Here is a 14,525-nt window from a genome sequence, read left to right as displayed (position 1 = left end):
TCAATGGCTCCTGAAACCCGCCTGACGATCGACAACCTCGCCTACGGCTATCCCGGACGGCCTCCGCTGCTCAGAGACCTCACGGCCAGAGCGTCTGCAGGCCGTCTGACCTGCCTGCTGGGCCCCAACGGCTCGGGCAAAACCACCCTGCTGCGGCTGCTCCTGGGCCAACTCAGGCCCTCAGCAGGGCTTATCTCACTCGATACTGACTCTGTGGGCTCGATCTCAGAGCGCGAACGAGCCTGCCGGATGGCGTATGTGCCCCAGCACACGTCGCTGGCGTTTGCGCACAGCCTCGGGGAGGTTGTGGCGATGGGTGGATGGCCCGCGGGCGGGCCTAAATCAGACGCTCAGGCAGAACTTAAGGCCTGGTCGTTGCAGGACTTAGCCTCCGCCGGATGGACAACCCTCTCAGGGGGTGAGCGGCAGCGTGGACTGCTCGCGAGGGCCTGTTGTCAGCTCCGGATGAGGGGGCAAATCATGCTGGTTGACGAGCCAACGGCCTCGATGGACCCCGCATGGGCCCATCAAACGCTTCAAACTCTGCGACAACGTGCGCACGACACCGGCCTCGCGGTGGTCGCCGTCCTACATGATCTCGACCTGGCGTCCCGGTACGCCGACGATGCATGGCTGCTCGCGGGCGGAGACTTGATCGCCAGCGGGCCGGCCAGCCATGTTCTCGACGAGGCGAATCTGGAGCGTGCCTACCACGTGCGTTTCCGGCGACTCCATCTGGATCAAGACAGAACCGCTGTGATCGCCGATCCACTGGTTTAGAATGCGATCAGGAGCTTTCCATGAGCATCTCGGACATCATTTTTTGGGTCACCATGCTGCTGTTTGTCGTGGGTCCTGCGATTGCAGGGGCCCTCAAGTCCATGAACGAGGAGCGGGCCCGCAAGCAGCAGCGTGAAGACGAGGCCTTCAACGACCCGGGAGATGGCTTAACCGTTCAGCAGCGGGTCGATCAGAAATCCGCAGAGCGCCGAGCGGCCATGCTCCAGGAACGGACCGAGCGCCAGGAGCGAGCAAGACGCAAGCTGCTCGAAGACGGCACCCTGGTCCAGGAGCCCACGCGCGCCCAAGCGGGCCAGCAACCGGGAAATCTCTCGCCCAACGAGGCTCAGGCCAGGGCACGAGCGCAGGAGGCGTATCGGCGTCGGGCAGAAGCCCTCCGTCAGCGCGATGCCGCTCGTCAGGCTCAACAGCGAACTCCGTCTCAACAACGATCATCATCACCCCAACCCCAACAACGCCCTGCACCGGCTCCACCGCAGCGTCCGGTTCAGCAGACACCGAGAAGGCAGCCTTCGGCTCAACAACAGCCGCAGCGACGAGCCCAGCCTCTCGCTCAATCTCAGCCGGTTCGCGTTCAACCTCAGCAGCAGCGCCGCTCACAACTCAGTCAGCAGCAACGCCCCCGCCAGCAGACGGATGTCGTGATCCCCTCGTCACTAACACCCGAGAAGACGCAGCGACAAAAAAGAGTTCATGCGGCGCTGCGCAATGGCGAGCGGCTACGCGATCTGATCGTGCTCAAAGAGATTCTGGATGCGCCCGTAGCCCTTCGCCAGCATCATCTCAGCTAGCGATCAGCTACTGGCTGGCAGGTCGGGATCGACCCTGACTACCGCCGTCGCCAAGACGATCGCCAAGGCGTTAGAGACGTTGTAGCTGCGCACGTTGCCTTGAGAGGTTCCGGGCATGGGGATCGATACGCGGGTCTCAGCGAAGCGTTCGTGGATTGATTCTGGGACGCCGTGGTTCTCATTACCGACCATCAAAACGTCTTCATCGGCATAGTCAGCCTGATCGAATCGGCGGCCAGCGAACTTGGTAATCAGCCAGACCCGGCGTTCACCGAGCCAAGAGAAGAATCCCTGATCATCGTCATACGTAGTGAGGTTGAGATACGGCCAGTAGTCGAGTCCGGCACGTTTCACCGCATGGTCACTGATCTCAAAGCCCAGCGGCCCAATCAGATGCAGATGAGCATTCATGCCGACACACTGACGCGCGATCGCTCCGGTGTTCTGAGGAATGACGGGACGGTAGATCGCCACATGAAGCATGAGGTCATGCTAACGGAGTCGACTAAGAAAGCTGACCGCGGCGACGCAGCCAGACAGCCCACACCAGCGAGCCGACTGCGGTGACCGGCTCGGGCACGGACGAGGCAACAAAGCCCCAGTTGCCCGCCAGCAGAGAGAGGTCCGTGAGATCGACTAAGCCGTTCCCGTCAAAATCGCCCCCACTCCAGATCTGGCCTGTCAGCCCGAACCCGCCTGCAAGGACGCTCAGGTCTTCGATATCGACCTGAAGGTCAAGGTTGGCGTCGCCGTAGGCAGTCCCGATCATCGTGCCGATCAGGTAGTCGATGTCCGCCTGGTCCCCGGTGCCTGACCCGTCCAGGTCGAAGCCCTCACCGGCATCAAGAAAGGTGAAGGCAAGCGCCACATCGTCGGGCGTGAGCGACCCGCTGCCGTCAAGGTCGATCGCTGGCCCGGTGATGTTTATTTCCCAAACCACTTCTTCGGAGACCATCGCTTTGATCGATGGCGTTCGGACCCATGGCGTGTTGTCCTCGGCAAGAGCACGGACCTCGTAGGTGCCAAAGGCGTAGCCGAACATTCGGGGGTCGAAACTATTGTCGTCGTCAGCGGTATCAATGAAAACATCATCGACCGACCAGCGCAGGTCGATGACGGCAGGATCGATCACCTCGACTAAAAGAGGCCCACTGTTAAGCAACGTGGTGAGGGTCGGCGTGTGCACGTCGATGGGATCGACCAGTTCATAGATTTTCCGGATGATCTGCTCGCGAGACACGGCATCAAACGCCCGGTTGAGCGAGCGCATCTTTGAGTTCTGCGACGGCCTGAAAATGTCAGTCTCGTAGTAGCGCCCGCCCTCGTAAACGCCGATCGGTCCGATCTCGGGGTGATCGGGGTCGTTGTATCCGAGCCAGACGCCCCATTTGCCATTCGGATTTCGTGTCACGTTGGCTTCAGACGGCTCGGAACCGGTGTAGGGGGTGTTGAACGAGACGTACTCATCCGCAAGACGGGCGAACTGATGCCCGATCTCGTGGAGGCCGTTCCCGCCCGCATAAACCGCATAAGAGCCGCCACCGCCACCATACTTGTCGCTGTTAACCGTGATCACGCGCATCTCAGCGGTGATGTCGGTTCCCGACAACGCGTTGTTCAGCGTCTGCCCCGCCTTGAAGTTACTGACATAGAGGAGCCGTTCGGTGGTCCCATCGTGGTAATACTTCGAGTCCAGAGCGGTATCGACAAAGACACCATCAGGAGGAATGTCGGCACCCGCCTCGTTGCTCACGACATCGATACGGTGGACGTTGAAAAAGTTTTGGTAACGCGGAAAAGGGTCCTGACTCCCACCAAACGTGTAGTCGAGGAACGACTGGATGTGCTGTGGATAGAGAACATTGATGTCGTCACCCGCCGTGTAGCCATCGCCCATGAAAACGATGTCCACGCGGTTCGCCGATGGCCCGTTGTCAACCAGCGTAGAGACCTGCCCATGCGCATGAGAAACAGCCCCGGCCAAGACCAGCGGCAGAACCAAGGCTTTGATTATCCCAACCGGCGTAACCGCCCGGCTCTTCTCCATCGTGAGTAAATCTCTCGATATCAGGTCCACCAACTCTTTTCTGAAGCTACTCAACTTACTCTCTTCCGCCATGCGGGTCACGGGGCAGGTTTAGAATATGCGAACAATATCGTCCATGGCGACTCAATACCTCCACCCGATTTATCTATCTAACCCGCTTTGACGCCAACCGGCTTGGGCTGCTCGGCCCGCAGCGGCCTGACCATGAGCTTGCGCAGAACCGCCAGGAGCGTGCCGAGTTCGACCGTGTAGCTCTCAGGCGGGCGATAGTAGAGCGTCTGAGCATCGATCAGGCTGACACGGCCCGGAGCGCTATCAAATAGCGGCAGCAGCGAATCAGGCTTGTCTGATGTGAAAATCAGGTCTGGGCCTTCGAGCTTGATCTTCTGGATGCCATGGTGGCTCGCGGCGACTCGTATCTCAGTCAACTCAATCAGACGACCGGCCTGCTCGGGAGGTTCGCCATAGGCCTGCGTCAGACCTTCGACCACTTCGTCAAACATCACGAGCGACCCGGCTCGACTCAGACGGCGGTACGCCTCCATCCGGTGTTTGTCCGACCCGATCCATCGCTTGGGTAAGTGGCCAGCGACCGGGAGTTCGAGATGAGTGCGTACCGGTTCAATCAGGGCCTCTTGACGCAGACTCTTGGTCTCCTGCTCGAGCAGCAGGCAGTACATCTCGTAGCCAACCGCCGCGATGTGACCCGATTGTTCAGCCCCAAGCAGATTGCCAGCCCCCCGGATCTCCAGATCGCGCATCGCAATACGAAAACCCGCACCCAGCATGGAATACTGCTCGATGGCACGGAGTCGTTTGGCGGCGACATCGTTCACAGGCCGATCTTCAGGAAGCAGTAAGTAGCAGTAACCACGATGCTTGCCCCGACCCACACGTCCACGAAGCTGGTGCAGTTCAGCAAGTCCAAACTGGTCGGCGTTGTTGATGAAGATCGTATTGGCGTTCGGGATATCGATGCCCGACTCGATGATCGTCGTGCACACCAGGATGTCCGCCTCCCGGCGCATGAACCTGAGCATCACCTCCTGCAGGTCTCCGCCACTCATCTGCCCATGCCCGACGATGATCCGGGCATCCGGCACCATCGACTGGACCTCTGTCGCCATGCCATGAATCGACCGAACCCGGTTGTGCAGAACGAACGCCTGCCCCTCTCGACTCAGCTCGCGGATCAGCGCCTGCTTGACTCGGCGCTTGTCGAAGGGAACGACCTCGGTCACGACCGCCCGACGATCGACCGGGGCGGTAGTCAGCGACGAGATATCTCGCAGACCCACCATCGACATGTGCAGCGTTCTCGGGATCGGCGTGGCAGTCATCGTCAGTACATCCGCGGTCATCCGGAAGCCGAGGAGTCGGTTCTTGTGCTCAACACCGAAACGCTGCTCCTCGTCGATCACAACCAGACCAAGATCGGCGAACTTCACGTCTTTCGAGAGCAATCGATGCGTACCGATGACGATATCAACCTGCCCCAGGGCCAACTGATCGAGGACTTTTCGTTGCTCGCCAGCGGTACGGAACCTGGATAACGATTCAACGCGAAATGGGTAATCCGCCATGCGCTGACGGAAGGTCTGGTGGTGCTGCTCAGCGAGAACGGTCGTGGGAACCAGAATGGCGACCTGCTTGCCAAACTCCGCGGCCTTGAACGCAGCACGGATCGCCACCTCGGTCTTGCCGAATCCAACATCCCCGCACAGCAGCCGGTCCATCGGCCGCTCGGTGCTCATGTCCTTCTTGATGACCGCGATGGCCGCAAGCTGATCCTCAGTTTCGTCATAGGGAAACTCGGCCTCGAACTCACGCTGCCACGTCGTGTCGTCTGGGTAGCGCAGGCCCGGCTGCGTGGCCCGGGCTGCCTGAACACGAAGCAGCTCCGCCGCAAGGTCCTTGACCGCCTCACGAACCTGATCCTTCTGCTTGCTCCATCGCTTGCCACCGAGCGTCGATAAGGGCGGCTTGCCCTGAAACCCGCCAACGTATTTCTGGATCAGGTCGATCTGTGTCGCGGGGACGTGCAGCAGCGCCTTGTCGGCAAACTCAAGGGTCAGATATTCCTGCGTCACGTTGCTCCGGCGCATCGTCCGGATGCCCGTGAAACGAGCGATGCCATGATCGACATGAACAACATAATCGCCGACCTCCAGATCGAGGAAAGCGTCCGACGCCTGACCGCCCGCCTGGATCGCGACTTTCCTGACGCGCCTGCGTGTTTCGTACCGATGAAACAACTCGTGATGAGGGATCAGCGTCATCGCACGATCTGACGAATCACGCCAAACAAAGCCGCGGTGCAGGGCACCCAACGTGATCACCGGATGCGTACCCGTCTCCTCCTGCTCCGCAATCAACTCCACCAGCCGCTGACGCTCGGCATCCCGGCGGCAGACAACGACCACCTCTCGACCCGGTTCCTGACCCAGCGACGTGATCTCATGCACCGCCCGCTTGGCATCGGTATCAAAGCCGGGCAACGACTCCGTCGGCAGAGCGACGATCTCGGCTGCGGGCGACGGTGCCGAATAGTCAACAAGCTCCACCAGCGGGAACTCCGCAAGCCTGGCGTTGATCGTGACCGGCGCAATAATGCCCCGAGGGTCTTGCAGCCTCTCGTAATACCCTCGCGCCTGCTCAGACAGCTCCATGGGTTCACGCAAGACAACCGCCGTCCCCTCCGAAAGCAGCGCCAGCAGAGATGTCGTTCCCTCGTCGGACTGGAGTGCTTCGACGGAGGTGCCCAGCCACTCCACACGATCAAGTTTTCGACCCGAGGCCATCGAATCGAGATCGATCTGACGGATGCTCTCGACCTCGTCACCGAAGAAGTCAAGCCGAACAGCGTTAACCGCCGTCTCGATACCCTTACTGTCAATCGCTGTCGCGGACGCGGCATAGAGATCCAGAATCCCTCCCCGGATCGCAAAGTCGCCCGGCTGCTCAATGGCCTCGACCCGGGTGTAGCCAGCGCCAGCCAGCCAGTCCGCAAGCCCCGCCGGCTCGCACCGATCACCAACCTGAACCCGCTGAAAAAAACTGCCAAGCTGATCGTGCTTCGGAACCGGTTGCATCAGCGCCTGGATCGAGGCCACGATCACATCCGGAGGATGCCCCTCACCCAGCCGGCGGACCAGCGAAAACCTCTCCCCAACAAGCTCAAGATTGATCCCGGACTCACCGGGCAGAACCTCCAGAGCCCCAAAACGCCTGACCTCAAGCTCCATCCCATGTTCCGCAAGCGATTCGAGGTCATCGACCGCATCATCCGCCTCGTCAAGGTGCGCAACCACCAGCAGGATCGTCCGCGAACTCGCCCGCTGAATCACACCACTAAGGACGGTCGAGACCGACCCCGGGCAACCACGACACGCCACCCGCCGCCCCTCGCTAAGCGCGCGCAGGACCAAGCCGACTTCCGCGGATGAGGCAAGGGTCGCAAGCCATGGAGCGAGTTCGCTCACGTCATCAAGAGTGTAGGCCGTTCCGAGACTAGTCGTCCTCGGCCGGCGGAAAAGCAGCACGCGCTGCCCCGCCCTTCTGCAAGGACTGACCCTTCGCGAGAATCGGCAGCAGCGGCGGCTTGGGAGCCAGATGATCAGGCTGAGGAATACTGATCTGTGGGACATCATCCAGTACGCGGATCATCGCAATCTCGTCGCATGCCTGATTCTTCGGGCACCGCTGACACTCGCTCCAGACCTTGAGCGGCAGCTTCTGTCGATCAATCACCTCAAAGCCAAGACGCTCAAAAAAAGCCCGCTCATACGTCAGCGTCATCAATCGCCTGATGCCAAGCCGCCGGGCTTCATCGATCGAAGCCTCAACCAGTCTCCCCCCGAGTCCCTTGCCCCGGCAACCCGAGTCAACCACCAGCGAGCAGACCTCAGCGAGGTCCGCCCAGATAATCGACAACCCACCAACCCCAACCACTCGATCCTTCTCGACCGCCACAAACAACTCGCGCACGTTCTCATAAAGACTCGCCAACGATTTAGGCAGCATCAGCCCAAGCTCGGCACTGTCGTTAATAAGCCGCGCGATCTCCGGAACGTCCGCAACACGCGCACGGCGGATCAACATGTCATCAGCATCAGTCACAATGGCACTCTCAAAGTCAAGACAAGCACAACATCCTAGCTCGATTCACCAAGTTCCTCGACGATCCGATCTTCGTCCCACACCTCGACGCCCAGCTTCCTGGCTTTATCCAGCTTGCTGCCGGGGCTCTCACCCACCAGAAGCAGGTTGGTTTTACTCGAAACACTGGATGTCACCCGCCCGCCCAGGGCCTCGACCCGCTTCGACAGACCCTGCCGGTCAAAACGATCGAAACTCCCGGTAATCACAACCGTCTTGCCGGTCAACACGCCGTTACTGCCAGATCCGGCGGGTCCCTGATGGGTCAGCTCAACACCTTGCTCCTTAAGATCCTGCAGAATCCTCCGCCCCGATTCACTATGAACAAAACCATGCAGCGAAGCCGCCGTAATTGGCCCAATCTCATGGACACCCGCGATCGCCTCCTCGTCAACAACGTACAGCTTCTCGTCGCTACCGAAGGCTGCCGCGATCAGTTCCGCCGCTCTCCGGCCGACGTGGCGAATCCCAAGACCTGCGAGTACACGCGCGAGCCCTCTCACCTTGCTGGCCTCCAGACCGGCGAGAAAGTTGTCGATCTTCTTCTCGCCCATCCGCTCCAGCCCGAGCAGGGTGTCTCGATGCTGCGCGAGCCGATAGAGGTCACCGAAGGACTTCACCAACCCCGCCTCGACAAGTTGCATCACGACCTTCTCGCCAAGCCCATCGATGTCCATCTGATCCCTGCCGACGAACCAGATCAACCTTTCGAGCAGCTGCGCCGGGCACTGCGGGTTAACGCAGCGAAGGTCCACCCCATCCTCCTCGCGCTCAGTAGGCTCCTGACAACTCGGACAGTCGGCGGGCGCGACAATCGGCCGACGCTGACGCGCCCGCTTCCCTGAAGCCAGACCAACAACCTGCGGGATGATCTCGCCAGCCTTCTGCACCACGATGCGATCCCCGATCGCCACGCCAAGGCGCTCGATCTGATCCGCGTTGTGCAGCGTGGCGTAAGTGACCGTCGTCCCCGCCAGAACGACCGGGTCCATCTCGGCCCGTGGCGTGATACGACCCGTCTTGCCGACCTGCCAGTGCACCTCCCTAAGCGTCGTCTCGCCCTGCTCCGCTGCATACTTAAACGCAATACACCAACGCGGTGCCTTGCTCGTCGCACCCAGTCGATCCTGAAGGTCAAACCGATCCACACGCACAACGACCCCATCGGTCGCATACCCCAGCGTGGCTCGCTGCTGATCGAAGCGCTCGATCGCAGACCACACCTCCTCGATATCCCGCGTCAACCCACCCACCTGCTGATTGGTCGGGATGCCCCAGCCGCGCATCGCCTCACAAAGCTGCGTGAAGCCCTCGTACCGATTGGGCTCAATCTCCCCGACGCCATGGGCTAAAAAACTCAGCCGTCGCTTAGCCACCAGGCGCGCGTCAAGCTGCTTGAGGGTCCCCGCCGTAGCATTGCGAGGATTCATAAAAACGTCGAGCCCCTCCTGCTCACGCTGACGATTGATCCGCGCAAACTCCGCCTGCGGCATGTAGATCTCGCCACGGATTTCAAGCACGCTAGGAAGCTCGTTGCCACTCTCCCCCCTGCTGAGAGTAAGAGGGATCGCCCGGATCGTGCGGACGTTCTCGGTGACATCATCACCCCGCCGGCCATCCCCCCGAGTCAGCGCCCTCACCAACCCGCCTTGCTCGTAACGCAGACTGATCGCCACACCATCAATCTTGGGCTCAGCCCGCAACTCGACTGTCGGCGACTCACCATCAAACAACCCCTCGCCTGGAGAGAGCGAATCATCTTCTCCGGCCAGACGTTTGAGTACCCGCTGATGCCACGCGACCAACTCCTCCCGATCGTAGGTGTTGTCAATCGATCTCATCGGCAGCGCGTGCTCGACCGTCTCGAAGCCATCGATCGGCTCCCCACCCACACGCCGGGTCGGCGAGTCGTCACGAGCCAACTCCGGATGCTGCGCTTCGAGATCAGCTAGCTCCTGGAGAAGCCGGTCGTACGCCTGATCCGGCAACTCGGGCTGAGCATCGACGTAGTACAGCCGATTCGCGCGATCCAGAATCGCACGCAGCTCAGCAACGCGCTCGGAAGCCTTACCCATCCCCTGATGGTAGTGTCGGATCAGGCTCCGCGCGAGGCCTTGTGCAAAGCCTTGTGGGCCGCGGGCGATTCGATCTCCGAGCGAACCTCGTCAAGGGTGTCGTGCTGCATCTGCCGCTTGGCCGTCCGCACCAGGTCAACCAGATGATTGTCACGGTCTCTGCAGAACCGCGGGAACGCCTGCTCCATCTCCGATCGGGTGAACTTGCTCAGCGGGTCATCGAGACCAGTCTGAGCCACCGCCCAGGAAATCAGGCTCCTCGGCTCAGTCGTAAAACGATAGCTGTCCAGCGTCGCGCTGAGCCTCTGCTTGAGGCTCCCAAACGGATCGGTCATCGCAAGCGGGAGACTCCACAGCTCCTGATCCGCCCCACGCCCCTGCTCCAAGTCGGTGAGCCATCCGGCATTCCGCCGCGAAGCCTCGTCATCAGATACGGCGGCCTTCTGCTGGATCACCATGCTCGACGGGTTCTTACGTGGCGAAATCTTCGGCTGAGCGACATAACCCGGCTCAACGCCCGTCACCTGCAGGTTCGCGATCGCGGTGTTGACCACAATCCGCCCCTTGTTGGCAAAATCCACCGCCACTCGTTGGGCCGGAACACCATCATGCGTAATCGGCTCGACCGAACGGACGATCCCACGACCCCACTCCGGTCGCTTGGGGTGCGAGACGACCTGGCCTGATTGATAGGGCTGATCCTCAGCCATAACTCTAAAATCTCCCAGGGCCTGGAAACGGCACACGCGTGTCGTGAAAGAGACCCTCTAAATCATGAAAAGGCCCTAGCCATCCACCCGCCGACACGTCGGCGGAGAAGGACCGGATACCCGCAGCCATCATCAAAAGTGAACGAATCCAAACAGGGTCTTCAAAGGCTGTCGTCAGAAAACCCCAAATCGCTCTCAAGACAGTATACCTATCGGTTGCCTAGACAGGCAAGTTGAATCTTGATCATTGATAAAGTCTTCCTGATTTAACCCCCCAAGCCGACTTGACGCGGAAGCCCCGACCAGCCACACTGTGGGGCTCAGATCGCCGATAGTCCGGCCGATCATCGATAAACCCTGTACTCGACCGAGGTTGATGCCCCGATGGCCCACTCGCTCAGCGCCAAAAAACGGATTCGTCAGAACATCAAGGCCCGCGCCCGCAACCGCTGGCGCAAGAGCAACGTCCACGAGGCCCTGGTCGAGTTCGACGAGGCCATCCTCCACGCCTCCGTCGATGACGCCAAAAAGCAGCTCGACGGCCTCTACAAGCTCTTGGACCGTACCGCCGCCAAGGGCGTGATCCACCGCAAGACCGCCGATCGCAAGAAGGCCCGCCTCGCAGCCCGGCTCAACGCCAAGGCCACTGCGGCAGCCTGACCCCCAGTACCCCTCTCGACCCGCGATCAGGTATTCAACCAAATCACCACCGACTCAGACCCTACTGAGAACGAAGATCGAAAGATCCGCGTTCCGATTAGGGTCTTCTGCCACCTCTGCATCGGTTGAGCTATCCAGATGCACCGCACGGTGAACCCGAAGCCTCTGGTCGATGCAGTAGTCCTCAAAATCCGCGATCGAGGGAAACCGCCGGTTCGGCGTGTTGTGCCACTCATACCCGTAAGCCCCGGCCGACTTCGGCGACCGCCCTGTCTCGACCAACATCCTCCGGATCTCCCGAAACGCAAAGTTCGGGAAACTCACGATCGCCCGCTGACCGACCCGCACCATCTCAGACAACACCAGCGAGACATTCGGCAGCGCCTGCAACGTCTGAGACAACACCACGCAATCAAACGCACCATCCGCAAACTGCGGCAGCCCTTGATTCATGTCGTGATCGATCACCTCAAGCCCAGCTCGCACGGTATCGATGATCTTATCCTCCGAAACATCGATCCCCATCAGCCGCTCATGCCCAAGATCGCGCAGGCGACTCAGCAGCGTCCCCTCGCCGCAACCAAGGTCCAGCACACTCGCGCCCTTCGGGATCAGAGACAAGATTCGCTCGTAATCCGGCCGACGCTTCGAAAACACCGACGGGCCCGCGAGAGCACGATGCACCGCCGAATCCGAGGGACCAATGATCTCAGGCGCGTGAACACGCACCTCGCCAACCAACTCCTGCTCAAGCCTCGCCCCGATCAGCGGGCCGTACCGCTCGATCTCAGCCCGCAGCAAAAACGCGTCGTGCCCCGCATCGCTCGGCAGTTCGCAGTAGCTCACCGGCTTACCCTCCGCCACCAGGGCATCAACGACCTCGCAGCTCTGCCGGGGCGGGAAAAGCCAGTCACTCGAAAAACTCAGCAGCAGCCACCGACACGTCGCCGGGGCCACCGTCTCCCGAAGCACCCCCGGTTCACGCCCAAGATCAAACAAGTCCATCGCCAGCGTCAGCGTGATGTAGCTGTTGGCATCAAACCGCTCGACAAACTTATTGCCCTGATGAGCAAGATACGACCCAACCGAAAAACGCTTCTCGAACGCCGTGGCAATGTCATGAGGCTTAAGCCGATCAGCCTCGAACTTCGCGTCCATTGCCTCCTGCGACAAATAAGTGATATGCCCGAGCATCCGCGCGATCGCCAGACCGCTCTGCGGAACCCCGCCCTTCTCCGCATACCGCCCGCCCTCAAACCCCGGATCGCTCATGATCGCGTTCCGCCCGACGACATCGAAAGCCAGCGCCTGCGACGTCAGCCTGGGAGCCGTCGCAATCGGCACCGCCAGCCGAACCCGCTCCGGATATCGCGTCGCCCACACCAACGCCTGCTGCCCGCCCAACGACCCGCCGACAACCGCAAGCAGCCGCTGGATGCCGAGCTTGTCCAGCGCCTGCGCCTGCACATCAACGATGTCCGCCATCGTGATCAACGGAAACTCAGGGCCGTACACCCGCCCGGTCGCCGGATTGATGCTGTTGGGACCGGTCGTGCCCCGGCAGCCGCCAAGGACATTCATGCAGATCACGAAATACCGATCCGTATCGATCGCCTTGCCCGGACCGATCAGCTCATCCCACCAGCCCATCAGGTCCGCAGCGTCATGCGATGCAGCGTGCGAATCGCCCGAGATCGCATGACAAACCAGAATCGCATTACCCCCGTCATTATCCAGTCGGCCCCACGTCTCATAGCAGACCACCACCTCGGCCAGCTCACCGCCGCGTTCGAGCCTCACCGCTCCGTCCAGAGCGACCTTCTGAGCATGTGACAGCGGGCCAGAAGTCTGCAGGTCATCAGTGCTCGTCGGGACGTTAGGTTCCATGGCGAAAGCCGGTCGAGCCCGTCAAGGCCCGACCGGAGAAAAAGATTCTAGCTCACTCCGCGCAGCCTCAGACGGCCACCGGGACCGCAGCCGCCAGAGCCTGATCCAGGTCCGCGATGATGTCATCCGCATCCTCGATGCCGACCGACACCCGGACGTACTCGGGGCTCACGCCGGTGCGCATCTGCTCGTCCTCGGCCAGCTGCGAATGCGTCGTCGACGCCGGGTGGATCACCAGCGTCTTGGCGTCGCCGATGTTCGCCAGGTGGCTGCACAGCTTGACGTTGTTAATAAACACCTTGCCCGCCTCGGCCCCGCCCTTGATCCCGAAGCCCAGGATCGCACCCTGACCATCAGGCAGGTACGTCTTGGCGTTGCCGTGGTCCTTGTGGCTGGCCAGTCCGGGGTAGTTCACCCACTCGACGGCGTCGTGGGCCTCCAGGAACGTCGCGACTTTCAGCGCGTTCTCGCAGTGCCGAGGCATCCGCAGATGCAGCGTCTCAAGCCCCTGCAGGAACAGGAACGCCGCGAACGGACTCATCGCCCCGCCGGTATCCCGCAGCCAGTGCGTCATGGCGTGCGCACAAAAGACGATGTTTCCGAACGGTTTGAGGTGCTCCGCGAACACCGCACCGTGATAACTGGGCGCCGGCGCACAAAACTCAGGCCACTTTTGGGGGTCTTCGGTCCATGGGAAGTTGCCCGAATCAACAATCGCCCCGCCGATGTGCGTACCGTGACCGCCTATAAACTTAGTCGTGGAATAGACATTGATGTCCACCCCATGCTCAAACGTCCGCAGCAACGCCGGCGTCATCACCGTATTGTCACAAATCACCGGCAATCGACCATACTTCCCGTTGTGCGCCGCCTCCGCAATCGCTTTGAAATCCGGCACGTCGTTCTTCGGGTTGCCGATGGACTCCAGATACACCAGCCGGGTGTTCTCGTCGATGAGCTTGCTGATCTGCTCAGGCTTGCTGGAATCGAAGAACCGCACCTCGATGCCGAGGTTCTTCAACGTCTGCGTGAAGAGCGTCCACGTCCCGCCGTAGAGGCTGGTCGCGCTGATGATGTTCTGACCCGAGTGGGCAATCGTCAGGATCGCCGCAGTGATCGCCGCCTGCCCGGAGGCAAAGCACAGGGCATTCACCCCGCCATCGAGCGCCGCCAAGCGCTTCTCCAGCACCGAGACCGTCGGGTTCATGAGCCGGCTGTAGATGTTGCCGAACTCCTGCAGCCCGAACAGCCGCGCCGCGTGGTCGGTGTCATTAAAAACATACGACGTGGTGGCGTAGATGGGCACCGCCCGTGAGTTGGTCGTCCCATCCGGCTCCTGGCCAGCGTGGAGGCAGCGTGTTCCGAGTCCAAGGGTTCCGTCTGACATGATGCGGGT

Annotated in this window: 11 protein-coding genes; 3 read left to right on the top strand and 8 right to left on the bottom strand. The window is 60.9% G+C overall.

What is annotated here, in order from left to right:
* Positions 1-3: 3 nt before the first annotated feature.
* Positions 4-780, top strand: coding sequence for an ABC transporter ATP-binding protein (locus RIG82_11435; protein MEQ9461551.1), 777 nt, complete (start codon positions 4-6; stop codon positions 778-780).
* Positions 781-800: 20 nt separating this feature from the next.
* Positions 801-1,592 carry a hypothetical protein gene (locus tag RIG82_11430; protein ID MEQ9461550.1) on the top strand — a complete coding sequence of 264 codons (792 nt, stop codon included), beginning with the start codon at positions 801-803 and terminating at the stop codon, positions 1,590-1,592.
* A gap of 3 nt (positions 1,593-1,595) precedes the next feature.
* On the opposite strand, the gene RIG82_11425 is transcribed toward RIG82_11430, so the two are convergent.
* The 6 genes from RIG82_11425 to RIG82_11400 form a co-directional block, all read right to left on the bottom strand.
* Positions 1,596-2,075, bottom strand: a complete 480-nt coding sequence (locus RIG82_11425; protein MEQ9461549.1) for a tRNA (cytidine(34)-2'-O)-methyltransferase — start codon at positions 2,073-2,075, stop codon at positions 1,596-1,598.
* A gap of 22 nt (positions 2,076-2,097) precedes the next feature.
* Positions 2,098-3,711, bottom strand: coding sequence for a M64 family metallopeptidase (locus RIG82_11420; protein ID MEQ9461548.1), 1,614 nt, complete (start codon positions 3,709-3,711; stop codon positions 2,098-2,100).
* Between the two features lie 77 nt (positions 3,712-3,788).
* Entirely contained in the window at positions 3,789-7,121 is a 3,333-nt protein-coding gene (mfd, locus tag RIG82_11415; GenBank protein ID MEQ9461547.1) for a transcription-repair coupling factor, read from the bottom strand.
* Positions 7,122-7,149: 28 nt separating this feature from the next.
* Positions 7,150-7,740: an N-acetyltransferase gene (locus tag RIG82_11410; protein MEQ9461546.1), complete on the bottom strand. Its 591-nt coding sequence runs from the start codon at positions 7,738-7,740 to the stop codon at positions 7,150-7,152.
* 53 nt (positions 7,741-7,793) lie between these two features.
* Positions 7,794-9,872 (bottom strand): NAD-dependent DNA ligase LigA, encoded by a 2,079-nt coding sequence (gene ligA / locus RIG82_11405; protein ID MEQ9461545.1) that lies wholly within the window; start codon positions 9,870-9,872, stop codon positions 7,794-7,796.
* Between the two features lie 20 nt (positions 9,873-9,892).
* Positions 9,893-10,582, bottom strand: coding sequence for a DUF3553 domain-containing protein (locus RIG82_11400; GenBank protein MEQ9461544.1), 690 nt, complete (start codon positions 10,580-10,582; stop codon positions 9,893-9,895).
* 384 nt (positions 10,583-10,966) lie between these two features.
* Here RIG82_11400 and rpsT point away from each other — a divergent pair, with 384 nt between their 5' ends.
* On the top strand, positions 10,967-11,242 hold the full coding sequence (gene rpsT, locus RIG82_11395) for a 30S ribosomal protein S20 (GenBank protein ID MEQ9461543.1): 276 nt from the start codon (positions 10,967-10,969) through the stop codon (positions 11,240-11,242).
* Between the two features lie 54 nt (positions 11,243-11,296).
* On the opposite strand, the gene RIG82_11390 is transcribed toward rpsT, so the two are convergent.
* On the bottom strand, positions 11,297-13,129 hold the full coding sequence (locus RIG82_11390; protein ID MEQ9461542.1) for a homoserine O-acetyltransferase: 1,833 nt from the start codon (positions 13,127-13,129) through the stop codon (positions 11,297-11,299).
* A gap of 67 nt (positions 13,130-13,196) precedes the next feature.
* Positions 13,197-14,516, bottom strand: coding sequence for an aminotransferase class I/II-fold pyridoxal phosphate-dependent enzyme (locus RIG82_11385; GenBank protein MEQ9461541.1), 1,320 nt, complete (start codon positions 14,514-14,516; stop codon positions 13,197-13,199).
* Between the last annotated feature and the right edge of the window lie 9 nt (positions 14,517-14,525).

The sequence above is a fragment of the Phycisphaeraceae bacterium genome (genome assembly GCA_040222855.1).
GTDB lineage: Bacteria > Planctomycetota > Phycisphaerae > Phycisphaerales > Phycisphaeraceae > Mucisphaera.
Note: the sequence above shows the minus strand (reverse complement) of the source record. Positions and strands in the feature narration are given on the sequence as shown.

What these genes read in the sequence shown, in the direction of transcription:
- RIG82_11435 (MEQ9461551.1), top strand. Translation starts at nt 4, where the DNA reads ATGGCTCCTGAAACCCGCCTGACGATCGACAACCTCGCCTACGGCTAT.
- RIG82_11430 (MEQ9461550.1), top strand. Translation starts at nt 801, where the DNA reads ATGAGCATCTCGGACATCATTTTTTGGGTCACCATGCTGCTGTTTGTC.
- RIG82_11425 (MEQ9461549.1), bottom strand. Translation starts at nt 2,075, where the DNA reads ATGCTTCATGTGGCGATCTACCGTCCCGTCATTCCTCAGAACACCGGA.
- RIG82_11420 (MEQ9461548.1), bottom strand. Translation starts at nt 3,711, where the DNA reads ATGGCGGAAGAGAGTAAGTTGAGTAGCTTCAGAAAAGAGTTGGTGGAC.
- RIG82_11410 (MEQ9461546.1), bottom strand. Translation starts at nt 7,740, where the DNA reads ATGTTGATCCGCCGTGCGCGTGTTGCGGACGTTCCGGAGATCGCGCGG.
- ligA (MEQ9461545.1), bottom strand. Translation starts at nt 9,872, where the DNA reads ATGGGTAAGGCTTCCGAGCGCGTTGCTGAGCTGCGTGCGATTCTGGAT.
- RIG82_11400 (MEQ9461544.1), bottom strand. Translation starts at nt 10,582, where the DNA reads ATGGCTGAGGATCAGCCCTATCAATCAGGCCAGGTCGTCTCGCACCCC.
- rpsT (MEQ9461543.1), top strand. Translation starts at nt 10,967, where the DNA reads ATGGCCCACTCGCTCAGCGCCAAAAAACGGATTCGTCAGAACATCAAG.
- RIG82_11390 (MEQ9461542.1), bottom strand. Translation starts at nt 13,129, where the DNA reads ATGGAACCTAACGTCCCGACGAGCACTGATGACCTGCAGACTTCTGGC.
- RIG82_11385 (MEQ9461541.1), bottom strand. Translation starts at nt 14,516, where the DNA reads ATGTCAGACGGAACCCTTGGACTCGGAACACGCTGCCTCCACGCTGGC.